The organism is Herbaspirillum sp. GW821-FHT09A12, assembly GCF_059418325.1.
The window spans coordinates 422,037-446,512 of the sequence record NZ_JBWKPR010000002.1; the positions used below are offsets into that span (position 1 = coordinate 422,037).

Annotated in this window: 22 protein-coding genes; 8 read left to right on the forward strand and 14 right to left on the reverse strand. The window is 65.4% G+C overall.

Annotated features, from left to right (window positions below):
* Positions 1–33: 33 nt before the first annotated feature.
* The 8 genes from AC07N6_RS07020 to AC07N6_RS07055 all read right to left on the reverse strand — a co-directional run bounded on the left by AC07N6_RS07020 (position 34) and on the right by AC07N6_RS07055 (position 6,136).
* Positions 34–321, reverse strand: coding sequence for an MSMEG_0570 family nitrogen starvation response protein (locus AC07N6_RS07020; protein WP_494779591.1), 288 nt, complete (start codon positions 319–321; stop codon positions 34–36).
* Positions 314–1,516, reverse strand: a complete 1,203-nt coding sequence (locus tag AC07N6_RS07025; RefSeq protein WP_494779592.1) for an MSMEG_0565 family glycosyltransferase — start codon at positions 1,514–1,516, stop codon at positions 314–316. Before AC07N6_RS07025 ends, AC07N6_RS07020 begins: the two co-directional genes overlap by 8 nt.
* A 1-nt stretch (position 1,517) precedes the next feature.
* On the reverse strand, positions 1,518–2,519 hold the full coding sequence (locus tag AC07N6_RS07030; protein WP_494779593.1) for a sll0787 family AIR synthase-like protein: 1,002 nt from the start codon (positions 2,517–2,519) through the stop codon (positions 1,518–1,520).
* On the reverse strand, positions 2,516–3,064 hold the full coding sequence (locus AC07N6_RS07035; RefSeq protein ID WP_494779594.1) for an MSMEG_0567/Sll0786 family nitrogen starvation N-acetyltransferase: 549 nt from the start codon (positions 3,062–3,064) through the stop codon (positions 2,516–2,518). The genes AC07N6_RS07030 and AC07N6_RS07035 overlap by 4 nt, the downstream gene beginning before the upstream one ends.
* 2 nt (positions 3,065–3,066) lie before the next feature.
* A complete protein-coding gene (locus tag AC07N6_RS07040; protein ID WP_494780256.1) occupies positions 3,067–4,140 on the reverse strand; it encodes an MSMEG_0568 family radical SAM protein in 1,074 nt (357 codons plus the stop codon).
* On the reverse strand, positions 4,106–5,188 hold the full coding sequence (locus AC07N6_RS07045; protein ID WP_494779595.1) for a Nit6803 family nitrilase: 1,083 nt from the start codon (positions 5,186–5,188) through the stop codon (positions 4,106–4,108). Before AC07N6_RS07045 ends, AC07N6_RS07040 begins: the two co-directional genes overlap by 35 nt.
* A 16-nt stretch (positions 5,189–5,204) precedes the next feature.
* The gene (locus AC07N6_RS07050; RefSeq protein WP_006463016.1) at positions 5,205–5,687 is read right to left on the reverse strand and encodes an MSMEG_0572/Sll0783 family nitrogen starvation response protein; all 483 of its coding nucleotides are present in this window, start codon (positions 5,685–5,687) and stop codon (positions 5,205–5,207) included.
* Between the two features lie 137 nt (positions 5,688–5,824).
* A complete protein-coding gene (locus tag AC07N6_RS07055) occupies positions 5,825–6,136 on the reverse strand; it encodes a hypothetical protein (RefSeq protein ID WP_494779596.1) in 312 nt (103 codons plus the stop codon).
* On the opposite strand from AC07N6_RS07055, the gene AC07N6_RS07060 reads away from it, so the two are divergent.
* A complete protein-coding gene (locus AC07N6_RS07060; protein ID WP_494779597.1) occupies positions 6,117–7,511 on the forward strand; it encodes an aminotransferase-like domain-containing protein in 1,395 nt (464 codons plus the stop codon). The genes AC07N6_RS07055 and AC07N6_RS07060 overlap by 20 nt on opposite strands.
* A gap of 8 nt (positions 7,512–7,519) precedes the next feature.
* Here the strand turns inward: AC07N6_RS07060 and AC07N6_RS07065 are convergent, their stop codons facing one another.
* Positions 7,520–8,242, reverse strand: coding sequence for an alpha/beta fold hydrolase (locus AC07N6_RS07065; RefSeq protein ID WP_494779598.1), 723 nt, complete (start codon positions 8,240–8,242; stop codon positions 7,520–7,522).
* A gap of 196 nt (positions 8,243–8,438) precedes the next feature.
* On the opposite strand from AC07N6_RS07065, the gene AC07N6_RS07070 reads away from it, so the two are divergent.
* A complete protein-coding gene (locus tag AC07N6_RS07070) occupies positions 8,439–9,833 on the forward strand; it encodes an aminotransferase-like domain-containing protein (RefSeq protein ID WP_494779599.1) in 1,395 nt (464 codons plus the stop codon).
* A gap of 3 nt (positions 9,834–9,836) precedes the next feature.
* On the opposite strand, the gene AC07N6_RS07075 is transcribed toward AC07N6_RS07070, so the two are convergent.
* Positions 9,837–10,745: a lysozyme inhibitor LprI family protein gene (locus tag AC07N6_RS07075; protein ID WP_494779600.1), complete on the reverse strand. Its 909-nt coding sequence runs from the start codon at positions 10,743–10,745 to the stop codon at positions 9,837–9,839.
* A gap of 260 nt (positions 10,746–11,005) precedes the next feature.
* On the opposite strand from AC07N6_RS07075, the gene AC07N6_RS07080 reads away from it, so the two are divergent.
* Positions 11,006–13,399: a DNA polymerase II gene (locus tag AC07N6_RS07080; protein WP_494779601.1), complete on the forward strand. Its 2,394-nt coding sequence runs from the start codon at positions 11,006–11,008 to the stop codon at positions 13,397–13,399.
* A gap of 20 nt (positions 13,400–13,419) precedes the next feature.
* Here the strand turns inward: AC07N6_RS07080 and AC07N6_RS07085 are convergent, their stop codons facing one another.
* The 3 genes from AC07N6_RS07085 to AC07N6_RS07095 form a co-directional block, all read right to left on the reverse strand.
* The gene (locus AC07N6_RS07085; RefSeq protein WP_494779602.1) at positions 13,420–13,608 is read right to left on the reverse strand and encodes a hypothetical protein; all 189 of its coding nucleotides are present in this window, start codon (positions 13,606–13,608) and stop codon (positions 13,420–13,422) included.
* Positions 13,609–14,000: 392 nt separating this feature from the next.
* On the reverse strand, positions 14,001–15,350 hold the full coding sequence (locus AC07N6_RS07090) for a sensor histidine kinase (RefSeq protein ID WP_494779603.1): 1,350 nt from the start codon (positions 15,348–15,350) through the stop codon (positions 14,001–14,003).
* On the reverse strand, positions 15,326–15,988 hold the full coding sequence (locus AC07N6_RS07095; protein WP_494779604.1) for a response regulator: 663 nt from the start codon (positions 15,986–15,988) through the stop codon (positions 15,326–15,328). The genes AC07N6_RS07090 and AC07N6_RS07095 overlap by 25 nt, the downstream gene beginning before the upstream one ends.
* A 258-nt stretch (positions 15,989–16,246) precedes the next feature.
* Between AC07N6_RS07095 and AC07N6_RS07100 the strand changes: the two genes are divergently transcribed.
* The 5 genes from AC07N6_RS07100 (at position 16,247) to AC07N6_RS07120 (ending at position 23,330) form a co-directional block, all read left to right on the forward strand.
* The gene (locus AC07N6_RS07100; RefSeq protein WP_494779605.1) at positions 16,247–17,626 is read left to right on the forward strand and encodes a TolC family protein; all 1,380 of its coding nucleotides are present in this window, start codon (positions 16,247–16,249) and stop codon (positions 17,624–17,626) included.
* Positions 17,619–18,680: an efflux RND transporter periplasmic adaptor subunit gene (locus tag AC07N6_RS07105; protein ID WP_494779606.1), complete on the forward strand. Its 1,062-nt coding sequence runs from the start codon at positions 17,619–17,621 to the stop codon at positions 18,678–18,680. Before AC07N6_RS07100 ends, AC07N6_RS07105 begins: the two co-directional genes overlap by 8 nt.
* Positions 18,680–21,760, forward strand: coding sequence for an efflux RND transporter permease subunit (locus AC07N6_RS07110; protein WP_494780257.1), 3,081 nt, complete (start codon positions 18,680–18,682; stop codon positions 21,758–21,760). Before AC07N6_RS07105 ends, AC07N6_RS07110 begins: the two co-directional genes overlap by 1 nt.
* A 152-nt stretch (positions 21,761–21,912) precedes the next feature.
* Positions 21,913–22,533, forward strand: coding sequence for an ABC transporter ATP-binding protein (locus AC07N6_RS07115; protein ID WP_494779607.1), 621 nt, complete (start codon positions 21,913–21,915; stop codon positions 22,531–22,533).
* 2 nt (positions 22,534–22,535) lie between these two features.
* On the forward strand, positions 22,536–23,330 hold the full coding sequence (locus AC07N6_RS07120; RefSeq protein ID WP_494779608.1) for an ABC transporter permease: 795 nt from the start codon (positions 22,536–22,538) through the stop codon (positions 23,328–23,330).
* A gap of 25 nt (positions 23,331–23,355) precedes the next feature.
* On the opposite strand, the gene AC07N6_RS07125 is transcribed toward AC07N6_RS07120, so the two are convergent.
* Entirely contained in the window at positions 23,356–24,393 is a 1,038-nt protein-coding gene (locus tag AC07N6_RS07125; protein WP_494779609.1) for an ABC transporter substrate-binding protein, read from the reverse strand.
* Positions 24,394–24,476 lie beyond the last annotated feature (83 nt).

Here is a 24,476-nt window from a genome sequence, read left to right on the forward strand (position 1 = left end):
TGGGTGGGGGATGGTCTGGTCGGGGCGCGCCGCTTACGGCGTGAAGGATTCCACCAGCACCTGCGGGTCGTCGTCGGCGCTGAAGCGCGCGGCGTTCTCTTCGATGCGGCGCAACTGGTCCATGGCGGAGGAACAGGCGAAGCCGTATTTTTGGCGTACCCGTTCGCTGCCGATGTTGAGCGCCGTGGCGCTGCGTTCGACGAACTCGGCCAGCCGGTAGCGGCGGCCGGCTTCGAGGTGTTCCTTCACCACCAGCGAGGGCGAGTAGCAGTCGGTGACCGTGTCGTCCGGCCAGCGGACGCGAAAGTGCATTTCAGGCATGGTTTTCCTCTTTCATGCGCGCCGCGCTGCCACGGCGCAAGTCGTGATAAATGTCGAGATGGCGCAGGGCCGAGCGGGCCCAGCTGAAGCGCGCGCAGACTTCGGCGCCGGCCGCCGCCAGGTCGGCGCGCACGGCCGGATCGCAGGCGTGGGCCATGCCGGCGGCGATCGAGGCCGGATCCTCGGGATCGACCCAGGCGCAGCAGCCGCCATCGAGATATTCGGTGAAGGGCGCGATGCGCGAGACCACCGTCGGGATGCCGCTGGCCATGGCCTCCAGCACCACCAGGCCGAAGCCTTCCTTGAGCGAGGGGAAGACCAGCGCATCGGCGCAGCGAAACAGCGCGGGCATGTCGGCATCGGCGACCTGGCCGAGAATGCGCACCGCGCCAGGCTCCAGCCCCGTCGCGGCCAGTTCGGCCCGGAAGTCTTCCCGGTAGCGCGCGTGATCCAGCACGCTGGCGCCGCCGGCGATCGCCAGTTGCGCCTGCGGGCGCACCCGGCGCAACCGCACGAAGGCGCGCAGGATGCCGAGGGTGTTCTTGCGCGGTTCGATGCCGCCCACCGAGAGCAGCAGCGGCGCGCCGGTCAATCCCAGCGCGCGGCGCAACTCGCGGTCGCGCGGCGCGGGATGGGGCGTGTAGCGCACGGTATCGACGCCGTTGGCGACCAGCGCCGCCTGCAGGCCGTGCTCGCGCCACAGGATTTCCTGCCACAGGCGGCTCACGCACAGCAGCCGGCTTGCCTGGCGATATCCGCGTTCCTGCCAGGCATGCAGGCGCGCATCGTCGAACTGGTCGAGGTGGTGCAGCGTGCGCACGTAGCCGGGAATCGCGCCGCGTTCGGCCAGCGTGGCCATGGCGTTGGCGCTGATGGAGTCCTGCGCGTGGTAGATGTCGAAACCATCCATGCCCGGCGCCTCGAAGCAGCGCAGGTAGTCGGCGATGCGCAGGCGCACCATGTCGGCCACGTCGGCGGTTTGCGCCGCGCCGGGGATCGGCCGGAAGGCGCAGGACGCTTGGCGGAACAGTCCCGTGCCGCGCGCGTCGGGCGCGAACAGCGTGACGTCGTGGCCCAGCGCCTGCAGGCTTTCGGCAAGCTGCAGCGCGTGCACCACGCCGCCGCGCGGATTGACCGAGTGGGTCAGCATGGCGATCTTCAGCGGGCGGGCCGGGGAGGGCGGGCGCGTGTCCATCTCAGCCTCCTTTTCCGGGGCCGCAGCCGATCAGCGCTTCTTCGGCGAAATCCCAGAAGGGCAAGCGTTTGCCCCGCAGGGACAGGCTTACTTGCCGGCTGTCATCGATGCGCCCGATGGCAGCGCAGGCGATGCCGCGTGCCGAGAAGCGCGCCAGCACTTGCGGCAGGGCCTCGTCGCCCACGCTGAGCAGGAAGCCGTAGCTGGGAAACGCCGTCAGCCAGCGCAGGAAGTCCACGCCGTCGGGGCGCGGGATGGCATCGAGGTCGATGGCGGCCCCCTTGCCGGAGCATTCCAGCAGCATCAGCGCGGTGCCGACCGCGCCGGCCATGCTGATGTCCTTGGCCGCCGGCGCCAGGCCTTCCTCGGCAATCGCCGGCAACAGCTCGAGGTCGGCGCGCAGGCGTTCGGCGGACGCGTCGGAGCTGGCGTTCCAGTAGGCGTAGGGTTCCTGGAAGCGGCCGCGCAGGTCGATCGCCGCCACCAGATGGTGGCCGGCCTGCGCGTCGAAACTGGTCAAGAGGCGCTTGGCGCGGCCGAGGATGGCCACCGATAATTGCTCGCGGTCGTTGCGGCGGTTGCTGTGGCCGCCCACCAGCGGCACGCCATAGACACGCGCCGCTTCGGCCAAGCCATCCAGCACCGGCCGCGCGGCGTCGCCGCCGCGGCTCCACAGCGCGTCCACCACCGCCAGCGGGCGTCCGCCCATGGCGTAGATATCGCTGACGTTGACCATCACGCCGCAATAGCCGGCGAACCACGGCTGTTGCTCGACGAACTCGTTGATGAAGCCTTCGATGGCGAACAGCAGGTAGCCGTCGCCGTCGGGAATGGCGGCGCAGTCGTCGCCCACGGCGATGGTCTGGCCGCGGTGGCTGGCCGGCGCGCCCAGGTGCAGCGCCTGCATCACTTCGCCAATGTCGCGCTTGTGGGCGATGCCGCGCGAGGCGCGCAGGCTTTCGATGATCTGCGCCAGGTCCAGCGGCGCATCCTTGAGGTTCATGGCCGCGCTCCGCGCCCACCGACCAGGAAACCGGCGTCGCCGTCGCTGATGGGCGGGTAAAAGTCCAGTTCGGCCTGCATCAGGTGGTGCGGGCGGCCATGAATACCGATCTCCGACAGCGTGTTCCAGTGCAGCCGGCGAAACAGCGGCACGTTCTGGCTCTGTACCTGCGCCAGGAAGGTATGGCAGCCGTGGGCATGCGCAGTCGACACCGCCAGCCGGATCAGGCCGCTGCCGATGGAGCCGATGCGGCGCGCGTGCTGCGCCACCGCCAGGCGCGAACCGTGCCACACGCCCGGTTGCGACTCGTGGATGCGCACCGTGCCGACTACCTCGCGGCTGCCGTCGGCGGCTTCCAGCACGGCCACGATGGGCATGGCGGCGGCGTCGATGGCGTCCGTGTCGTCGTCGCGGAAAATGCCCTGTTCAGCGCAAAACACATCGCGCCGCAGCCGGCGCGCCTGCGCACGCTCCCATTTGCTCAGCGCCAGCTTGATGCGCACTTCCTGCGCCGCCAGGGGTACCTTGTCGGCAAGTTGATCCATGATCATTTCCTTTCGAAGGAAGACAGCGAGGAGCAGGCGCCGCATTTTCCGCAGCCGGCCTTGGCGTCGCCCGAGCGCATGCCGGCCGCTTCCAGCATGGCCGCCAGCGGCGCCAGCAACTGGCGCATGGCGGCGGCGTCCGGCGCGGGATGGTCTTCCAGCGGGGTGCCGGAGATCGGCACGAAGGGCACCACGAACGGGTAGACGCCAAGCGCGATCAGCTTTTCGCAGGTCTTGAGGATGGCGTCGTGGCTGTCGCCCAGGCCGGCCAGGATATAGGTGCTGACCTGGCCGCGGCCGAACACCTCGACCGCGGCCCCGAAGGCGTCGAAGTAGCGCTCGACCGGGACCGAAGCCTTGCCCGGCATGATGCGCTTGCGCACCTCGGGCGTGACGGCTTCCAGGTGCATGCCCAAGGTGTCGATGCCGGCCTCGCGCATGCGCCGGAACCAGGCATCGTCGTCCGGCGGTTCGCACTGGCCCTGGATCGGCAGGTCGACCGCCGACTTCACGCCGAACGCGCTCTCGCACAGGATCTGCGCGCCGCGGTCGGTGGCGTTGGGGGTGCCGGTCGTCATCACCATGTGCTTGACGCCATCCAGCAGCACCGCCGCGCGCGCCACTTCGCCCAGCTGTTCGGGCGTCTTGCGCAGGATGGTGCGGCCGGCCGCCAGCGACTGTCCGATGGCGCAGAACTGGCACGACTTGCGGCGGCTCTCGTAACGGATGCAGCTTTGCAGCACGGTGGTGGCCAGCACGTCGGCGCCGTGCAGCGTGGCGATCTTGCCGTAGGGGATGCCGTCGAAGGTCTGCATGCGGTAGAAGCGCGGCTGGCGCGGGAAAGACACCATGCCGACCTCGATGCCGTCGCGCAGGATGCGCGAAGCGCCGTCGGCGCCCGGCGGCGTCGCCACATAGGGCGAGGACCAGGAGCCGGCGGTATGCACGGGGATCATCACCGTGCGGCCATCGACCGTCACCGCCTTGTGGTCGGACGGACCGGCGCCGCCACGCCGGCTTTGCGCGCCGGCGCCCGGGTCGTCAAGGCGCAGCCCCAGGGATTGCAGCTCCGTGATCAGTTCCGTGGGCGCCTGACGGCTCGGACGCTGGAGATTCAATTGGATGACGGCGGTCTGCATGATGTGGCCTCGCTTGGTTGGGGATGGCTTGGGAAGATTGCCCGGCTGGGAACAGGGAAGACATGGGGGCGGCATGGCGCTCGTCGAGCACCAGGTGCAGCAGTTCGGGGCGGGCGTAATGGCCGACCGAATCCATCATGCGCTTGCGCTTGGTGATGAGTTCCATGTCGAGATCGGCCACCAGGATGCCTTCGCCGCTGCGCAGCGGTTCGGCCAGCAGCTTGCCCTCGGGCGAGACGATGGCGGTACAGCAGCCGCCGCGCAAGGCCTTTTGCGCGGCCGGATCGGGCTCGATGGCGGCGATCTGGGCATCGGTGAGCCAGCCGGTGGCATTGACCACGAAGCAGCCGGACTCCAGCGCATGGTGGCGGATGGCGACTTCCATCTGGTCGGCGAAGATCTGGCCCACCATGGAGCCGGGAAACTGCGCGCAGTGGATCTCTTCGTGCTGCGCCATCAGGCTGTAGCGCGCCAGCGGGTTGTAGTGCTCCCAGCAGGCCAGCGCGCCCAGGCGGCCGACGGCGGTGTCGACCACCTTCAGGCCGCTGCCGTCGCCTTGTCCCCAGATCATGCGCTCGTGGTAGGTCGGCGTGATCTTGCGGCGCTTGAGGACCAGCTCGCCGTCGGCGTCGAATACCAGTTGGGTGTTGTACAGCGTGCCGTGGTCGCGCTCGTTTACGCCCAGCACCACCACCGTCCCGTGCTGGCGCGCCGCGGCCGCGACGGCCTGCGTCACCGGCCCCGGCACCGTGACCGCGCGCTCGTACAGCAGCAGGTGCTCGGGGCCGGAAGCGAAGGGGGGCCTGACGAAGGAGAAGTACGGGTAGTAGGGCACGCATGTTTCCGGGAATACCACCAGCGCCGCGCCTTGCGCCGCGGCGTCGGCGATGGCCTGGCACACCTTGGCCACGGTGCCGTCCGCGCTGTCGAGGTCGGGCGCGATCTGCACCGCCGCCGCCCGTACCGTTCTCTGTTTGATGGTCATGAGCCGCCCCTTCCGCTTACAGGGTCCAGGTGTCGAGGATGAAGGCGTTGTCGCGGCGATGCAGCAGCACCAGATCCAGCACGTCCAGGGGATTGATCGGGCGGATGCCCGGGATCAGCGACGGCTCGCCGTGGCCGTACAAGGCTTGCAGCGCGAAGCGGCAGGCATAGACCTTGCCGCCTTCTTCCATGAACTTGACGATCTGCTTGTTGAAATTCTGGTGGCCGGGGAAGGCTTCGTCGCCCAGCGTCGGGAAGCCGCGCTGCACGCCCAGCGTCACGCCCGGGCCATACAGCAGGATCGAGGTCTCGAAACCCTTGCGCTTGAGGCGCGTGGCCTGGAGGAGGTTGACGAAACCGATCGAGCCTTCGAAGGCGACGGTGTGGAACGTCACCAGCGCCTTCTCGCCCGGCTGGGCCTTCACGTCTTCAAACACCTTCTCTTCGTAATCCACCAGGAAGTCGCCGGGGGCGTGGGCTGCTTTGGTCACTGCGGGCATGGTGATGCTCCTCTCGATTGCGGTTGGTCTGCACTTCTTCAAGTGGTCCGGCGAGGTCGCCGCGACGCTGGCATTGAATGCATCGGGCGTGCCATGCAATGGGGTTGAGAGGGCAAATTGACTGCAAAAAAATCCGGTCAATTTTGACTGGCGAGGTGATGAGGCCGATGTGTTGCGGCTTTACGCAAGGCCTTGCCGGACAAGCTTTTCCGCGGTGCGCCGGCGCTCCATTCAATCGCTCCATACAATTGCCCAAAGCCGCCCGCACTGCGATGTGGCGGCGTGTTTTTCATTGGTGCGGGCAAGTTGCCGGCAATGGCGCAAACCGGTGCGGAAAATGCCTTGCAAGGCGGTGATTGCATGGAATGTAATTTGCATTCAATCGAGTCATTCAATGCAGTCAATGCCGACCAATTGGAAGGAGCCGCCATGCCGAAGAACGCCAACATGTGGATACCGAAACTGAAGAAGGGAAGCGGCCCGGTCTATCTGGCCATCGCCAACGCCATCGCCGAAGACGTGGCGACCGGCCACCTGCAGCCGGAGCAGCGCCTGCCGCCTCAGCGCAAGCTGGCCGAGGCGATGGAGCTGGATTTCACGACCGTGGCGCGCGCGTATACGGAAGCGCACCGGCGCGGCCTGGTGGATTCGGTGGTGGGGCGCGGCACTTTCGTATGCGGCAAGCGGCGTCCGCGCATTCCGCGCGTGATGGAGGGCCGGCCCAATGTCGACATGTCGATGAACATGCCGCCCGAGCCGGAATCGCCCGAGCTGGTCGAGCTGATGCAGGCGGGGTGGGCCCACGTCAACGGCAAATTGCGCGACCTGATGCGCTATCAGGATTTCGGCGGTTCGCTGGAAGACCGCGAGGCCGGAGCATTATGGCTGCGCCGGCGCGGCATGGCGGTCGAGCCTGAACGGGTGCTGGTGGTGCCCGGCGCGCAATGCGCCTTGCTGGCGATTCTGACGATGATGGTCGGCCCCGGGGGCGTGCTGTGCTGCGAGGACATCACTTATCCCGGCCTGCGGGCGCTGGCCGGGCAGCTCGGCATCAAGCTGGTGGGTTTGCCGATGGACAACGAAGGCATAGACGCCGTGGCCTTCGCCGGCGCCTGCGCGCAATACGCCCCCAAGGCGCTGTATTGCAATCCGACGCTGCTCAATCCGACCACCTGCACCACGTCGTTGTCGCGCCGGCAGGCCCTGGTGGAGATCGCGCGCCACTATGAAGTGGCGATCATCGAGGATGACGCATACGGATTCCTGCCGCGCTCGGCGCCGCCGGCCATCGCCAGCATCGGGCCCGAGCTGACCTTCTATGTCACCGGGCTGGCCAAGAGCGTGGGCGCGGGCTTGCGCATCGCCTACATGGTGGCGCCGGACAGCCAGCACGCGGCGCGCCTGGCGGCCTCCCTGCGCGCCACCACGGTGATGGCCTCGCCGATCACTTCGGCCCTGGCCACACGCTGGATCCGCGATGGGGTGGCGGACCTGGCGCTGGCCAATATCCGCAAGGAATCGATGGCGCGCCAGAAGATCGCCGCGCGCATCCTGCCGGCACACAGCTATGCCTCGGAACCGGAAGCCTTCCATTTGTGGATCAGGCTGCAGGGCGCATGGCAGGCCAAGGCCTTCGCCGCGCAGATGCACTCGTCGGGCATCGGCGTGGTAGCCAGCGACGCCTTCGCCGTCTCGAACCAGCCGCCTGAGGCGGTGCGGGTGTGCATCGGCGGTATCGCCAATCGCGACGATATCCGGCATGCGCTGGAGATGATCAGGGATACGCTGAAGGAGGCGCCGCCGGTCAGGCCGGCGGTGGTGTGATCAGCGCATCAGACTTCGCTCACCAACCGATGCAACATCTCGGCGGTTTCGGCCGGGCGCGAGAGGAACGGGGAGTGGCTGCTCTCGAGCTCCTTGATCCTGTCGCAGCCCGAGCGCGCCGCCATCACCCGTTGCAGCACCGGGTCGATGGCGCGGTCGCGGGTGCAGACGATGTAGCTCCTGGGCACCTTGCCGTAGCGCTCCTGCGTCAGCGCCACCGGCGTGACGAGAGGGGCGACGGCTTGCGCCTGGAACTGCGGCGCGGCCCATGCGGCCACCGAGTGCGGCGCGTCGTGCATGAAGGTCTGCACGCGTGAAGCCGCGCGCGTGCTGGTGGAGACGTTGTCGCCTTCCATCTCCACCTGCGACGTCTGGCTCGGCGGCACCAAGTCCGACAGCGAGGCCAGCGAGTCGCCGTTGCACGGCACGAAGGCGCACATGTAGATGATGCGCGCCAGCTTGTCGGCCGCCAGCTCGGCCGCGGCGGTGACGGCGATGCCGCCCATGCTGTGGCCCACCAGGGTGACGCGCTTGCCGATGGCTTGCACGGCGCGGTGGATGGCATCGGCGTACATCGGCAGGGTGACGTCGGACAGCGGGGTCTTGTCGGCGCCGCTGCCGGGCAAATCCATCGTATGGACTTCATGCCCGCGCATGGTCAGCTCGGCGCTGACCGCGGGCCAGATCCATTGGCCTTGCCAGGCGCCGTGAATCAGTAGGAAATTGGCCATGTTCTTCTCCTTGTTTGCTATTCGTGCGATTTGGCGTGCTCGATCGCATGCGATGCTGCGGGTATGTATGGATTTGCGTTTAAAGTAAATCCATACTAGCATCCGATGTGCATCGCAACAATCCAGACAACATCCCTACATGGCGCGCCCTGTGGCGTCCAGCACGCCTGCAAGGGCCGGATTCAAGGAACAAGACATGAGCCGCAACGACAGCCTCCTGGCATGGACGCGCCGCTTCGCCGACAACGGCGGACCGCGCTACCTGCAGATCGTGGATTTCATCGAACAGGCGATTTCGGACGAGCGCCTCAAGGCCGGCGACCGCTTGCCGCCGCAACGCCTGCTGGCCGAACATCTGGGGGTGGACCTGACCACGGTGACGCGCTCATACACCGAAGCGCGCCGGCGCAACCTGCTGGAAGCGCGCGGCCCGGCCGGCACCTTCATTGCGCCGCCAAGGGTGGACCTGACGCAACTGGTCGACCTCAGCATGAACATCCCGCCGCCGCCGGCCGGCGTCGATCTGGACGACCTGCTGCGCCAGGGCGTGTCCCAGGTGCTGATCCATAGCGATGTCGACCTGTTGATGACTTACCACCTGGGCGGCGGCAGCAGCACCGACCGCGCGGCCGGCGCAACGTGGCTGGCGCCGATGCTGGGCACGGTGGATGAGGAGCGCGTGCTGGTTTGCCCCGGCGCGCAGTCGGCGCTGGCGGCGCTGCTGCTGTCGCAGACTCGCCCCGGGGAGACGGTGCTGGCCGAACCGTTGAGCTATCCCGGCTTGCTGTCGGCCGCAGCGCGGTTGGGGCGGCAGGTGGCGGCGGTGGAGAGCGATGCCGACGGCATGCGGCCGGACGCGCTGGAAATGATGGTCAAGAAGCACCAGGCCCGGCTGGTCTATCTCAACCCCACATTGCAAAACCCGAGCACGCATACCATGCCGCCGCTCAGGCGCGCCGAGATCGCGGCGCTGGCCCAACGTCTGGAGCTGCGCATCATCGAGGACGATCCCTATTGGCGCTTCAGCGCCGCCGCGCCGAAACCGCTGGCGTACTACGCGCCGCGCCAGGTGTTCTACGTGTCGACGCTGTCCAAATGCCTGCTGCCCGGCCTGCGCACCGCCTATGTGGCGCTGCCTGAGGGCATGCCGCAGGAAGACGTGCTGGGCGCGTTGCGCTCCTTCGTGCTGATGTCGACGCCGCTGATGACGGCCCTGACCACGCAGTGGATACACGACGGCACTGCGGCCGCGTTGCAGGAGGGCATCCGCACCGAAGCCTGGGCGCGCCAGGAGCTGGCGCACCGCACGCTGGGCGACAGCGCACTGGCCAATGCCGGCGGCATCCATATCTGGAAGGCGCTGCCGGCGCATTGGCGTGCGGCCGATTTCGTGCAGAAGGCGCGCATGGAAGGGCTGGACGTGGTGGCCGAGGATGCCTTCCGCACGGCCGGGGGCGACGGCCTGGCTTCCCGCCAGGCGCATATCCGCATCTCGCTGGGCCGCGCGCGCAGCCGTTTCGAGCTGGTCAACGCCTTGCGCCGGTTGAGCGATCTGGCGCATCGGCGCAACGCGCGCCAGGTGGTGGTGTAAGCGTCAGTGCGCCGTGGATGGAACCAGCAGGCCGTTGAGCGCATCGTTGACGATCAGGGCGGGCAGCGAATTGCGGTCGTTCCTGACGATCACCATATCCTTCTCGATATCGCCCGGCAGCGTCAGCTGGCCGATGTAGGCGCAGTCCGCGCTACAGGTGTAGCGCAGCACGGCGCTGCCGCGGCTGGCTTCAATGATGTACTGGCCGTTCTCGACTCCGTAGTAACGCACGCCGATGAGCGCCGCCGCGCCGCCGGCCTGCGGGTCTTCATAAAAATATTGTCCCCTGTCCACACGCACATAGTGCGGCCAGGGCATGGCGCCGGCCGGCGCGATGCCGGCAATCTGGGCATTGTTCAACTTCAGGCGCAGCGGTTCTGCCGACGCCGGCGGCAGGGGTTGCAGCGCTGCCAGGGCCGGCGCCGGCAGCGTGGCGGACTGGCCGGCCTTGGCCGGCAGGCGTGCGGCGACGGTGATGGGCGTGTCGGCCTGCGCCTGCAACTCGGCCTGGCGGCGCTGGTACCAGTCGATCAGGCAGGCGCGGTCGCGGCAATTCTGTTCGCGCCAGCGCCATTGCTTGTCCGAATCGACGCTGAAGGCGCGCTTGTCGGGAGCGCGCATGCGCGCCTGGCGGAAGGCCTTGCCCAACTGGTCGTCCAGCGCGGAGAGTTGGGGATCGCCGCAAATGGTTTTTTCGTTGGCGGAACCCGCTCTGCTGCAATCGAAGCTGGCGGCAAAGGCTGGGGCGCAGGCGAAGGCGCAATGCGCAGAGAAGACTGCTGCGTAAAGAGTGGTTTTCTTCATGGCGTTGGCGAAATGACGTTGCGGATGGTCGGCATCGGGAAGTGGACGGCGGAAAGCGGAAAGCACCGAGGGATAAGCGTGAGCGGCGTTTTCATGGCGTTCCTCCAATGTTGCTGCGATGCGATATGCGCAAGCATCGCATCGCCATTGCAGGCGCAAAACGACAAGAAGAGAGGTCTTTTTTTAAAAATCTTTGCAGGTGAAAAAGCGTGTTCGGAGTTCTTTACATTCGATTTCCGGAAACGGCTTCAATGACGTGTCGATACATTGCGCACGGTGCGCGCACGGTGCGTTTTCTATCCAAGTAAAATCGCGTTTTCGCTTTGGCGAAGCGAACTCGGGCAGGGCCAAAGGGAGATTGACAGGATATGCAGGACAAGGACGGCCAGGTGCAGGAAGGCGAGCGCAGGGGATTCATCCTCAGCCGCCATTGGCGCGATACGCCTGCCGGTATCGAGGTCGAACTGTGGCTGGCCACCGATGACGGCCCGCAATGCCTGCGCTTGCCGCCGCAGCAGGCGGTGGCCTTCATTCCCCAATCCGAGCGCGAGCGGGTGGCGCCTTTGCTGGCCGGCGACGGCAGTTTCGAGCTGCGTACGCTCGACAACCTGAAGGACTTCAGCCAGCGGCCGGTGATGGGCCTGTATGCGCGCCATTACCGCAAGCTGCTGAAGAAGGAAAAGCAACTGATCGAAAACGGCATTCCGGTCTATGAGGCCGACGTGCGCCCGCCGGAGCGCTACCTGATGGAACGCTTCATCAATGCGCCGCTGGCTTTTTCGGGAACGCCGGCGGCCGACGGGGTGCTCACTGATGTACGCATTCGCGCGCTGGAGGGTTACCGGCCGCAACTCAGGCTGGCCTCGCTGGACATTGAAACCAGCTGGCACGGCGACCTGTATTCGATCGCCCTGGAAGGCTGCGGGCAGCGTACCGTCTACACCTTGGGGCCGGCCAGCGGCGCGGTGGACACGGTGGATTTCGCGCTGCATTTTTGCGCGACCCGCAAGGAGCTGATCGAACGCCTGAACGAGTGGATGGCGCGCCACGATCCGGACGCCATCATCGGCTGGAACCTGATCCAGTTCGACCTCAACGTCTTGCAAAAGCAGGCGGACAAGTTCAAGACGCCGTTGCGCCTGGGGCGCCGCGGCGCGCCGCTGGAATGGCGCGAGCACGGCTTTCGCGCCAACCATCTGCTGGTGACGGCGCCGGGCCGGCTGGTCATCGACGGCATCGAAAGCCTGCGCTCGGCGTTCTGGAATTTCCCCTCGTTCAGCCTGGAAAACGTGGCGCAAACGCTGCTGGGGGAGGGCAAGGCGATCGCCACGCCCTACCAGCGCATGGATGAGATCGACCGCATGTTCGCCGAGGACAAGGCAGCCCTGGCCAGCTACAACCTGAAAGATTGCGAGCTCGTCACCCGTATCTTCGCCAAGACCGAGATCCTTGAGTTCCTGCTGGAGCGCGCCAGCGTCACCGGCTTGCCGGCCGACCGCAGCGGCGGCTCGGTGGCGGCGTTCACCCACCTTTACATGCCGCTTATGCACCGCAAGGGCTATGTGGCGCCCAACCTGGGCGACGCCGAAGCCATCGCCAGCCCGGGCGGCTTCGTGATGGACTCGCGCTCGGGGCTGTACGACTCGGTGATCGTGCTGGATTACAAGAGCCTGTACCCGAGCATCATCCGCAGCTTCCTGATCGATCCGGTCGGACTGGTGGACGGCATGCACAACGAGCCCGAAGCTGATACCGTGCCGGGTTTCAACGATGCCCGCTTTTCCCGCCGCAGCCACAGCTTGCCGGCCATCATCGAGCAGATCTGGCAAGCGCGCGAGGCCGCCAAGCGCCACGGCAACCAGCCGCTGTCGCAGGCGCTGAAGATCATCATGAACTCCTTCTACGGCGTGCTGGGTTCGACCGTGTGCCGTTTCTTCGATTCGCGCCTGGCCTCGTCGATTACCCGGCGCGGACACGAGATCATGCACCGCACGCGCGAACTGATCGAAGAGCAGGGCTATGAAGTGATCTATGGCGATACCGACTCCACCTTCGTCTGGTTGAAACGCGCACACAGCGATGAACAGGCGCGCGCCATCGGGCTGGAGCTGGTGCAAAAGATCAACGACTGGTGGCGCCGCCGCCTGCGCGAGCAATACCAGCTGGATAGCGCGCTGGAACTGCAATTCGAAGTGCATTACCAGCGCTTCCTGATGCCCAGCGTGCGCGGCTCCGACGTCGGCAGCAAGAAGCGCTACGCCGGCTACGTGCGCACCGCGCAGGGCGAAGACAAGCTGACCTTCAAGGGACTGGAAACCGTGCGCACCGACTGGACGCCGCTGGCGCAGCAGTTCCAGCAGGAGCTTTACCTGCGCATTTTCAGGAAGGAGCCTTACCGCGAATACATCGCCGCGTATGTGGCCGACCTGCTGGCGGGCAAGCTGGATGGGCAACTGGTCTATCGCAAGCGCCTGCGCCGGCAACTCGACCATTATGAAAAGAATGTGCCGCCGCATGTGCGCGCCGCGCGCATGGCAGACGAGGTGAACAAGGGGGACGGGCGTCCGCTGCAGTACCAGCAGGGCGGCTGGATCAACTACGTGATGACCACGGCAGGGCCGGAACCGCTGGAAAAGCGCAGCGCCGCCATCGACTACGGGCACTACCTGGAGCGCCAGCTGGCGCCGGTGGCCGATGCCATCCTGGCTTTCGTCGGCGACAGCTTTGCCAGCGTCACCTCACCGCAACAGGAGCTGTTCTGACGGGACGGCGAGCGCGCCGTTCACCGGGGCCGGCGCGAATCGGAGTCGCCCAGGCGGCGCGCAACGGCCCGCGGCCTGGCGCCGGCAGCCTGGCGGTAGACCTTGTGCCAGACGAAGTAACCGAAGGCCAGCGTGCCGGCCGCTACGTACAGGACATAGAAGAGCAAGACGTAGGACGCGTGATGCATCAAGGTATGGAAGACGTTCATTTTTCCCTCAGGCAGAATGAGGATGCGTTTCGATGACGCCATCCTATTTCCTGCAAAGTCAGCCGTATATCGGGAGTTTTCCGATACGGCCATGCCGTGGCGGAAATAAATATTTCCCTGTTGAATTAATTTCGATTCCCATCGAAATTTCCGATAGGTAATTCTGCCAACCAATTCGATATTGCTCCATAGGACAAATCTCAAAAAATCGTAAAACTGGGCAATTAATCACGATGATTGATCTTCGATCCGGTGACGAAATGCTGGCGAGATGGGGGGAAATGAGGGAAAAACGGGGGGCGATCTGCGGGATATTGACGATGCAAAGGATCGATGCCCGCCATACAGCGACGCATCCGAGGCCCGGCCGGGTTAGTGCACGCTGGCTTTGCCTAAAGCTGGAATGTCACGGTCACGCTCAGGCCGGCATGTTCCCCGCTGCCGGATTTCCGGTTGACGAAGGCGAGGCTGGCGTTATTGCGCTCGGCGAGCGTCTTGACGATTGCCAGGCCGAGCCCCGATCCCGATTCGCCGTTGCCGAGGATGCGGTAAAACGGATCGAAGATGCGCTCCATTTCATGCTCCGGGATGCCCGGCCCCGAATCTTCGACCTGGACCACCAGAGCCCGGCCCTCCTGGCGCGCCCGCAGGAACAGCCGGCCGCCCGCCGGGGTATAGCGAATCGCATTGTCGGCCAGGTTCTTGATCAGCATCAGGGCATCGAAAAGCTGGCCGGTGAAAATGGCCGATCGCTCGCAGTCGACTTCAACATCGATGTTCTTGGCCTCGGCCGATGGCATCAGGTCTTCCAGCACCTGCTTGAACACATCGTCCATCGCGATGGTCGATACCGGATGGGCCACGGTTTCTTGCGAGCGCGCCATGACCAGCAATTGTTCCAGCAGGGCGCGCATGCGCTGCAAGCCGTGCCGCAGGTCGAGCACTCGCTCTTGCGCCGCGGCCGGCAATGCGATCTTGCGAATATTGTCGGCCTGCAGGGTGAGCGCGGTCAGCGGCGAGCGCAGCTCGTGGGCCGCATCGGCGACAAACCTTTTTTGCATGTCCATCGAACGCTGCACGCGCAACAGCAGGGCGTTGATGGACGCGGTGAAGGGGCGGATTTCGACCGGAACATTGCGGTCGTCCAGCGCGCTCAGGTCGATGTCGCGCCGCTTGTCCAGCTCATTGGAGAGCTGCTTGACCGGCTTGAGCATGGTGCGCACCACCACATTGATCAGCAACAGCAGAACCGGCATCAGCACGGCGAAGGGGAATACCGTGCGCCACGCGCTGCTATGAGCCAGTTCATCGCGCACATCGGTGCGCTGGCTGACGACCAGCCTGGCGTTGTCCGGCAGATGGCGGATGAAGATGCGCCAGGCGTAGCGCTGGCCGGCCAAGGCTTGCACCCCATCGGGAAGCCCCGGCGACAGCGATACGTCTTCGTCGAGCAGGCGCAGGCGGTTCTCGCCGGGGGCCAGCACCTGCACGATCACCTGCGACTCGGGATCGTCGCTTTGTTCGGTGACCTGGGTAACGAGCAGGCCGGTATGCGGCGCTTGCTGCTGCATCAGGCCGGCGATCTGGCGCAACTGGTCATCCTGGAATTCGTTGGCTTCGTGGAGCGCTCCGCGAAACGAAAAGAAACCGCCGCCCACCGCCATCGCCAGGATCACGGCCGACAGCCAGAACGAAAGCTGGGCTTGCAGGGAACCGCTTATTTTTCTTTTGAAACCATCCATCCCAGGCCCCTGACATTCTTGATGATGTGGTTGCCGAACTTCTTGCGGATGGAGTGGATCAGGTATTCCACCGCATTGCTTTCGACTTCCTCGTTCCAGCCATAGATGCGGTCTTCCAGGTCCTGGCGCGATAGGATGGCGCCGGGGCGCAGCATCAATGACTGCATCAGGCTGAATTCGCGCGCCGACAGGCGCTGCGCGACTCCTTCGAAGTTCATTTCCCGGCTGGCCGGATCGAGCCCGATCTCGCCATTGCTCAGCACCGGGCTGCCGCTGCCGCCGTGGCGGCGAAGCACGGCACGCATGCGCGCCAGCAGCTCGTCCATTTCAAACGGTTTGATGATGTAGTCGTCGGCGCCCGCATCCAGGCCGCGGATACGGTCTTCCAGGGCGTCGCGCGCCGTGACGATCAGGACCGGCGTGTCGATCTTGTTGTCGCGCAGATGGCGCAGCACGTGGAAGCCATCCAGCCGCGGCAGGCCGAGGTCGAGCAGGACCAGATCGTATTGCTGGGTGTTGACCGCAAGCTGGGCCGAACCGCCATCGCCGACGCAATCCACTGCGTAAGCCGCATCCCGCAAGGCTTGTTCGGTCGCCGCTGCGATCATGCGGTCGTCTTCCACCAGAAGTACTCTCACCTTGCCAGTTCCCTAAGATTGTTGGAATTGTTGGATTACGCGCCAATAGTAGACCAGTCCCGCCCCGAAGCGGGAAAACGCCGGCCTCATCTCCAGAACCGACAGCATAGCGCGCCAGACTTAGGGCCGGCTGAGGTTCGCCCCGGCCCGGTTGATCACCGGCCGGTTCCTAATTGTTCGCTAATTATCGGTCGTTATGCTTCGTGAAAATTCCCTTGGCCTCGCCACCGTTGCCATATTTCGTCCGATTGGATGCCGATGAAAAAACTGCCGCTGACACTTGCGTTGCCCCTTACGCTCGCCCTGGTCCTTGCCGGGTGCGCCAGCTATCGACCTTTACCGTTACAAGACCAGCCGACCTGGCTGACGGAAATTCCACACCTGGCCGTTGCAACCGACCGCCTGGATTTCCCTGTCTTGCCGCCGCACCCGTTTGCTCCCGGCGCCGAAGGCCTGGACATGACCGATGTGGCCATCCTCGCGGTACTCAACAACCCGGATTTGCGGCTGGCCCGCGACGACGCCGGTATCGCGCATGCGCAGGCCTTCTCGGCATCGCTGCTGCCGGACCCGCAACTGTCGATGAGCGCCGATTTCAAGCGTCATCCCGATCCCGGTTCCAGCCGCGGCTACACGATTGGCCCCAGCTACGATATCGGCAGCCTGCTGACGCATTCCGCCCTGGCTTCCGCCGGCCGGCACGATGCCGACAAGGCCGACCTCAACCTGCTGTGGCAGGAGTGGCAAGTCATCGCACAGGCGCGCTTGCTGTATATCCGGATCGTCGAAGGCCAGCGCCTGCTCGATACCCTGGCGCAGCAGCGGGACTTTCTCGCGCAGCGCGTGGACCAGGTGCAGCAAGCGCTGGCGAAGCAGCTGATCACGCTGGACGTTTCCAATGCGGCATTGACGGCGCTGCTGGATGTGAACAGGCAGCGCGCCGATGCCGAGAAGTCGCAGAACCAGTTGCGGCATGACCTCAACACCTTGCTGGGGCTGGCGCCGTCGGTAACGGTGCCGCTCAAGAGAGAAGTCGGCCTGCCTGAGATCGATGGCGCGGCAATGCAGGCCATCATGCAGCGGCTCCCGGCCCGGCGGCCGGATCTGCTGGCGCTCAAAAGCGGCTACCAGGCCCAGGACAGCCGCTACCGGGCGGCGATCATCGCGCAGTTCCCGGCGCTGAGCATCGGCCTGACCAGGGCGCGCGATACCAGCAACGTGGCGTCGCAAGGCTTCAATATCTCGTTGTCCCTGCCCATCTTCAACCGCAACCGGGGCAACATCGCCATCGAACAGGCGACGCGCCAGCGCTTGCACGACGAATACCAGCAGCGTGTGAATGCGGCTTACACCGACGTTGACCGGCTACTCAAGGAGCAGGACATCAATGCCGGCCAGTTGCGCCGTGCGCAGGACGGCTTGCGCCAGATGGAGCGCCAGCGCGCAGCCGCGATGCAGGCTTTCGGCGCCGGCAATCTCGACACCCTGGTGCTGATCAATACCGAAGCTTCCTTGCTGGCCAGGCAAGTCGAAGCCATCACCCTCGAACAATCCATGCTGGAGCAACGGGTGGCGCTGCTGAGCGTCATCGGCGGCGAGCTTCCGCTCCAACTCAAAGAAAGCGAACACCATGAATAAGAGAAACGCCTGTCTGGCCGCATCGCTGGCCACTGTGGTCGCCGGCGCGGCGGCGTTGGGCGCCGTGGCCAGCCGTGTGCATGCCCAGCCGGCGCAGGATGCCGTCCAGCCATCGGCGCAGGTAGTGCTGGCGCCGGTGCAAATGAAGCAGATGCACGCGACCCTGGCCGCCTACGGCGATGTCTTGCCGGGCTCGCTGCAATCGGTCAGCAGCCCATCGTCTGCGCGCATCGCGCGGCTCAATGTGATGCAAGGGCAGTCGGTCAGGCGCGGCGAGGTATTGGCCCTGCTGGAGGGCGATCCTGTGGTGCAGCTGGCTTATGCGCAGGCCAGCACGGCGCTGCGTCAGGCCAATGCCGACATGGAGCGGATCGTGGCAATGCAAAAACTGCAGTTGGCGACGCAATCGCAGGTCGATGCCGCCGCCAAGGCCAAGGCTGACGCCGAGGCCGGGATGGCGGCGCAGCGGGAACTGGGCGGCGCGAAGGGCGGGCTGGTGATCAGGGCCGCCGACGATGGCGTGGTGATGGCCTTGACCGCGTTCCAGGGCGACCGCGTCCAGCCCGGCGCGCCGTTCATGCAGATCGGCAGCACCGGGAACCTGAAGGTGGTGCTGGGCATCGACCCCGCAGACCTGCCCAAGGTACGCAAGGGGATGGCGGTCGGGCTGGCCACGCTGGCGGCGCCGGATCGCAGCGTCGCCGGCAAGGTAGCGGAGGTGCAAAACATCGTGGATCCGAAAACGCAGTTGGCCAACGTCCTGGTCAGGGTGCCGGCCTCCGGCCAGTTGGCGCCCGGCGCGCGGGTGCGCGCCGGGATCGAGCTGGACGGCAAGTCCGCCTTTGAAGTCCCGCGGCAGGCCGTGCTGACGGACGCCAACGGCAGTTATGTATTCCAGGTCGGCGGCCGTGCGGCGCATCGCATCGCGGTCCGCCAGGTGGTCGACAACGGCCGTACGCTGGGCGTGTCAGGCAGCATCGATCCGGCATTGCCGGTGGTGGTCCAGGGTAATTATGAGCTGGCCGAGGGCATGCAGGTCAGGGAGGTCCGATGATGCATATCGGTTCCTGGATGCACGCGCACCGGCGCTCGATCCTGTTCCTGATCGCCGTGCTGGCCATCGGCGGCCTGATCGCCTCGTTCAATATGCCGACCTCGCTGTTTCCCAGCGTCGATTTCCCGCGGGTCGTGGTGTCGCTGGATGCGGGGGACCAGCCGCCCCAGCAGATGGAATTGCTGGTGACGCGGCCGGTGGAGGAGGCGGTGCGGCGCGTTCTCGGCGTGACGTCGGTGCGCTCGACCACCACGCGCGGCTCGGCGGAGATATCGGTCAACTTCGACTGGGGATTGGATATGGCCTCGGCCACGCTGCAGATCAATGCGGCGATGTCGCAGATCGCCTCCCAGCTGCCGGCGGGGACGGTGATCCAGACGCGCCGCATGGACCCGACCGTCTTCCCCATCATTGCCTATAGCCTGACCTCCAGTTCGGTCTCGCCGACGCAATTGCGCGATATCGCCGAATACCAGCTGCGCCCCTTGCTCTCCGGCATCAATGGCGTATCGCGCGTGCAGGCCATCGGCGGCGCGCTGGAGGAATACCAGGTGGCGGTCGATCCGCAGAAGCTGGCCGCGCGCGGCTTGTCGTCGGATGACGTGGCCCGCGTGCTGGCCGCCAGCAATGTGATCAACGTGGTCGGCCGCCTGGAAGACCACTACAAGCTGTTCCTGGTCATGGCCGATGCGCGCCTGCAGAACCTGCAGCAGATCGGCGACACCGTGCTGGCCAATGGCGCCAACGGCATCGTGCGCGTGCGCGACGTCGCCGCCGTCAGCCGCTCGACCGTGCCGCAATGGATACGCGTGACCGCCGATGGCCGCGATGCGGTGCTGCTGTCGATCTACCAGCAGCCGGGCAGCAACAGCATCCAGATCGCCAAGGACGTCAAGGCTGCCATCCAGACGCTGCAAGGGCAATTGCCCAAGGGCGTGACGATTGCCAACTGGTACGACCAAAGCCAGCTGGTGACGGCATCGGCATCGAGCGTGCGCGACGCCATCCTGATCGGCATCGGCCTGGCCGCCATCGTGCTGCTGGTGTTCTTGCGCAACCTCAAGATCACCCTGATCGCCATCGTGGTGGTGCCGGCCGTGCTGGCGACCACGGTGGTGCTGCTGGCCTTGCTGAACATGAACTTCAACATCATGACGCTGGGCGGCATGGCCGCCGCCGTGGGGCTGATCATCGACGATGCCATCGTGATGATCGAACACATCGTGCGGCGCTTGCATCAGGGCCAGGGTGATATCCGCGCAGGCGTGATCAAGGCCGCGCATGAATTCTTCCGGCCGCTGGTCGGCTCCAGCGCCTCGACGCTGGTGATCTTTGCGCCGCTGGCTTTCTTGACCGGCGTGACCGGCGCCTTTTTCAAGGCCTTGTCGATCACTATGGCGTCGGGACTGTTCATCTCGTTCCTGTTCACCTGGCTGGCCGTGCCCATTCTGGCTACCGGGCTGTTGACCCAAAAAGACGCGCACTATAAGGACCATGGCCGCCTGACCGCCTGGTTCCATGCGCGCTATGCCGCCTTGATGCAGCGCCTGCTCAGGCGCCCTGCGCTGGTGCTGCTGGCCATCCTGCCGCTGGCGCTGGCCGGCTTCATCGGGTACCAGAAGGTCGGGTCGGGCTTCATGCCGTCGATGGACGAGGGCGGTTTTGTGCTCGATTACTACAGCGAGCCGGGTACGGCGGTGACTGAAACCGATCGCCTGGTGCGGCAGGTGGAAGCCATCGTCCGTGCCAACCCCAATGTCCAGACATATTCGCGGCGCACCGGGACGGGCCTGGGCGGCGGCATCAGCGAACCCAACCACGGCGACTTCTTCATCCGCCTGAAACCGGGCAAACGCCAGCCGGTCGACACCGTGATGGAGGATATCCGCCACCGCATCGAAAACCAGGTGCCGGGCATCCACGTCGAAATGGCCCAGTTGATGGAAGACCTGATCGGCGACCTGACCGCCGTGCCGCAGCCGATCGAGGTCAAGATCTTCTCTGCCGATCCTGGACTGTTGCCTGAACTGGCCCGCAAGATCGCCGCGCGTATCGGCAAGGTGCCGGGGGTGGTCGATGTCAAGGATGGCATCAACCCGGCCGGCGATGCGCTGCAGCTGCGCATCGACCCAATCAAGGCGGCGCAGGAGGGGCTGGATCCGGCGGCTGTCGCCAAGAGCCTTTCCGACAGCCTGGGCGGCAATGTCGCCACCCAGATCATCGAAGGCGTCAAGCCGGTCGGGGTGCGGGTGTGGCTGCCGCCGGCCCTGCGCCAGACCGACACCGACCTCGGGCTGGTGACGGTGCGGGCGCCGGACGGGCACATGGTGCCGCTCAAACGCATCGCCGCCATGGAGACGCTCACCGGCCAGGCCGAGATCGCGCGTGAGAATCTCAAGCAGATGGTGGCCGTCACCGGGCGCATCAGCGGGCGCGACCTGGGCTCGGCGGTGGCCGACGTGAAGGCCGAACTGGACCGGGCCGGCACCTTCCCGCAAGGCAGCTATTACCAGCTGGGCGGCCTGTACGAGCAGCAGCGCATCGCGTTCAAAGGACTGATGACGGTGTTCGCGGCCGCTGCCGTGCTGGTGTTCTTGTTGCTGCTGTTCATGTACGAGAGCTTCCTCATGGCCGGCGTGATCCTGTTCACTTCGCTGATCTCGGTCTCGGCCGTGTTCGTGGGCCTGTCGCTGACCGGCATCGACCTGAACATCTCGGCCATGATGGGCATGACCATGATCATCGGCATCGTGACCGAGGTGGCTATCTTCTATTTCTCGGAGCAGCAGGAAGTCGGCCGCGAGCATGGGCGCGTCGAGGCCCTGATCGAAGCCGGCAAGAACCGCATGCGTCCCATCGCCATGACGACGCTGGCGGCCATCCTGACCCTGCTGCCGCTGGCATTTGCCATCGGCGAGGGATCCGAAATGCAGCAGCCGCTGGCCATCGCCATCATCTCGGGCCTGCTGGTACAGTTGCCGCTGGTACTGGTGGTGATGCCGGTTCTGTATCACTGGTTGCGGCGAGGGGATGAAAAAGAGACGAAGGAACGGCCTGAGTCTGTCCTAAGCCAACCCTAAGTAAGACCGGGCAAGCTGGGGCGCAAGCCACGTTTATTGGTGAAATAAGCTTGAGGGCCTGTTAAATTGAACGTTGGCAGGCCCTGGAGTGCCGGCGCCATCTGCCGGGTTCGCGCTCCCCTGGATAAAAAGAGCATGAAACGCCATGAGTCATGAGTATCGAAACTAACCTGAATACGCTGCCCGCAAGACTGGAAGCCATCGTCCTGTGCTCCGCCGTGGTCGCGCCGATTTCCTTCAGCATCGCCGCCGGCGAATGCCTGGCCGTGTCCGGCCGCTCGGGCGCGGGAAAGACGCGGCTGCTGCGGCTGATCGCCGATCTCGACGAAGGCGGCGGCGATGTCATGCTGGATGGGGTGTCCCGCAGCAATTTCCCGGCGCCGGCATGGCGCCAGCAAGTGGTCTATCAAAGCGCGGAACCGGCCTGGTGGCGACCGAGCGTTGCCGAGCACTTCAAGCCGGAGGATCGGGAGCGGATGGTGCAACTGGCCGGCAGGCTGGCGTTGCCGGCCGAGCGCCTCGGGGCGGATATCGCCCAGCTTTCCACCGGCGAGCGCCAGCGCGCCGCCTTGGTCCGTTCGCTGGCCCGGCAACCCAAGGTCCTGCTGCTCGATGAGCCGACCAGCGCACTGGATGCCGACAATGTCAGGCGGGTCGAGGCCTTGCTCCAGTCATGCATGGACGACGGCCTGGCCCTGATGCTGGTGACGCATTCGCCAGAGCAGGCGGCGCGGCTGGCGCGCAGGACGATCCAGCTCGAACGGAGGCAGTGACGATGGAACCCTTGATGCTTTCGCCGACCGACCTGGCCCTGGCCGCCATCCTGGTGCTGTGCAACGGCGCCTTGTCGCTCGCGCTTGGTTTGCAGGTACACCGGCCGTTGGCGATTGCCGCCATCCGGATGGTGGTGCAACTGCTGCTGGTCGGGCTGGCCTTGCGCTGGATACTGGAACTCCGCTCGCCGCTGGCGACCGGCCTGGCGGTGGCGCTGATGGTGGCGGCCGCGGCCCGCGAAGTCGCCGCCAGGCCGCGCCGGCGCCTGCGCGGCTGGAGCGGCATGCGCATCAGCGCAACCGTGGTCGGCGCCGCCTCATTGCTGACGGTGGCGCTGGCGCTGACCACCGCGATCCGGCCCGATCCCTGGTACGATCCGAGATATGCCATACCGCTCATGGGGATTGTGCTGGGCAGCGTCCTCAACTCGGCGAGCATTTCACTGGATGCCTTCCTGTCGGGCATACACGCCTCCGCAGCTTCGATCGAGGGGCGGCTGGCGCTTGGCGAGCCGAGGCGCGAGGCGCTCAAGCCGCATGTCATCGCCGCCATCCGCAGCGGCATGCTGCCGGTGATCAACCAGATGTCCGCCGCCGGCATCATCACGCTGCCCGGCATCATGACCGGCCAGGTGCTGGCGGGAATGGACGCGCTGGAAGCGGCCAAATACCAGATCCTGCTGATGTTCATCCTGGCCGGCGCCAGCGGCATCGCCAGCTTCGGCTGCACTATGCTGGCCGCATTGCGGGTCACCGATGGGCGCCACCGGCTACGGCTCGACCGGCTCGAATCCTGAGGGAAGCCCCCCGGGGCCTGCCGGCTCAGCTTCCCCCTTGCGGATAGGCGTCTTCAAAGAAGTAATCCTTCCATGAAGCCGGGCGGTGCTTGATCGCGCCCACATCGGCCAGGAACGACGCCAATTTATAGGTGTTCTGGGGCTGCAAGGTGTACTGGACATCCGGCAATGAAATGATCTCCTGGATGAAGCTCACCGGCAGTTTGGAGTTCTCCAGGCGGACATAGGTAGCGGCCGCTTCGGCCTTGTTGTTGCGGACGAATACCAGGGCCTCGGCCAGGGCTTTTCTGAGGGCGATGAACGTCTTGGGGTTCTCTCGCTGGAAGCGCTCCGGGGCCCACAGGATATTGAGGGTGGCAGGTCCACCAAGAATGTCATAGGACGAAGCGATTTTGCGGATGGCCGGATCCTTCAGTTCCTGGAACTGGAATGGCGGGCTGGCAAAGTGCGCATTGACTTCGGTCTTCCCCGACAGCAGCGCCGCCGCGGCTTCGCTATGCGGCAGGCTGACGGTCAGCTCGTCGAAATGATTGAAATGTTCCTTCCCATATTGCGCGCTGGCGGCGATCTGCAGTAGCCGCGCATGCAGGGAAATGGTGGTGGCGGGGAGGGCGATGCGGTCTTTCGGCCCGAAATCGCCCAGCGTCTTGACCGCCGGATTGCGCGTCAGCAGATAGGTCGGCAACGAACCCAGCGCGGCGATCGCCTTGATGTTCTGCTTGCCGTAGGTGCGGTCCCATACCGTCAGCAAGGGCGGCAATCCGGTGGACGCCACGTCCAGCGTATTGGACAGGATCGCATCGTTGATCGCCGCGCCGCCGGAGAGCTGCTTCCATTCGACGTTGGCCTGGATGCCTTCCTGGCTGGCATATTTCTCGATCAGCTTCTGGTCGCGCACCACATGCAGCAGGATATCGCCGACATCGAACTGGTAGGCGATGCGGATCTGTCCTTCCGCATGGGCCTGGCCGGCCAGCAAGAACATGGCGGGCGCCAGCAGCTTGGCAATGCGGGCAAGCCACGGCGTTGGCTTCTTGTTTTTAGTTTGATTCGACGTCGGCATCAAGGGCTCCTCTGCGTCTGCTGCCGAACTCAGAATAAGTTGCCGTCGCAGCAGGGAAAGCCTGACATCCTATTTGTCATGGA

Coding starts and splice junctions, on each gene's coding strand:
- AC07N6_RS07115 (WP_494779607.1), top strand. CDS start 21,913: ATGAGTATCGAAACTAACCTGAATACGCTGCCCGCAAGACTGGAAGCC.
- AC07N6_RS07065 (WP_494779598.1), bottom strand. CDS start 8,242: ATGGCCAATTTCCTACTGATTCACGGCGCCTGGCAAGGCCAATGGATC.
- AC07N6_RS07085 (WP_494779602.1), bottom strand. CDS start 13,608: ATGAACGTCTTCCATACCTTGATGCATCACGCGTCCTACGTCTTGCTC.
- AC07N6_RS07100 (WP_494779605.1), top strand. CDS start 16,247: ATGAAAAAACTGCCGCTGACACTTGCGTTGCCCCTTACGCTCGCCCTG.
- AC07N6_RS07050 (WP_006463016.1), bottom strand. CDS start 5,687: ATGCCCGCAGTGACCAAAGCAGCCCACGCCCCCGGCGACTTCCTGGTG.
- AC07N6_RS07120 (WP_494779608.1), top strand. CDS start 22,536: ATGGAACCCTTGATGCTTTCGCCGACCGACCTGGCCCTGGCCGCCATC.
- AC07N6_RS07030 (WP_494779593.1), bottom strand. CDS start 2,519: ATGAACCTCAAGGATGCGCCGCTGGACCTGGCGCAGATCATCGAAAGC.
- AC07N6_RS07080 (WP_494779601.1), top strand. CDS start 11,006: ATGCAGGACAAGGACGGCCAGGTGCAGGAAGGCGAGCGCAGGGGATTC.
- AC07N6_RS07090 (WP_494779603.1), bottom strand. CDS start 15,350: ATGGATGGTTTCAAAAGAAAAATAAGCGGTTCCCTGCAAGCCCAGCTT.
- AC07N6_RS07060 (WP_494779597.1), top strand. CDS start 6,117: ATGCCGAAGAACGCCAACATGTGGATACCGAAACTGAAGAAGGGAAGC.
- AC07N6_RS07055 (WP_494779596.1), bottom strand. CDS start 6,136: ATGTTGGCGTTCTTCGGCATGGCGGCTCCTTCCAATTGGTCGGCATTG.
- AC07N6_RS07070 (WP_494779599.1), top strand. CDS start 8,439: ATGAGCCGCAACGACAGCCTCCTGGCATGGACGCGCCGCTTCGCCGAC.
- AC07N6_RS07035 (WP_494779594.1), bottom strand. CDS start 3,064: ATGGATCAACTTGCCGACAAGGTACCCCTGGCGGCGCAGGAAGTGCGC.
- AC07N6_RS07045 (WP_494779595.1), bottom strand. CDS start 5,188: ATGACCATCAAACAGAGAACGGTACGGGCGGCGGCGGTGCAGATCGCG.
- AC07N6_RS07125 (WP_494779609.1), bottom strand. CDS start 24,393: ATGCCGACGTCGAATCAAACTAAAAACAAGAAGCCAACGCCGTGGCTT.
- AC07N6_RS07110 (WP_494780257.1), top strand. CDS start 18,680: ATGCATATCGGTTCCTGGATGCACGCGCACCGGCGCTCGATCCTGTTC.
- AC07N6_RS07105 (WP_494779606.1), top strand. CDS start 17,619: ATGAATAAGAGAAACGCCTGTCTGGCCGCATCGCTGGCCACTGTGGTC.
- AC07N6_RS07020 (WP_494779591.1), bottom strand. CDS start 321: ATGCCTGAAATGCACTTTCGCGTCCGCTGGCCGGACGACACGGTCACC.
- AC07N6_RS07025 (WP_494779592.1), bottom strand. CDS start 1,516: ATGGACACGCGCCCGCCCTCCCCGGCCCGCCCGCTGAAGATCGCCATG.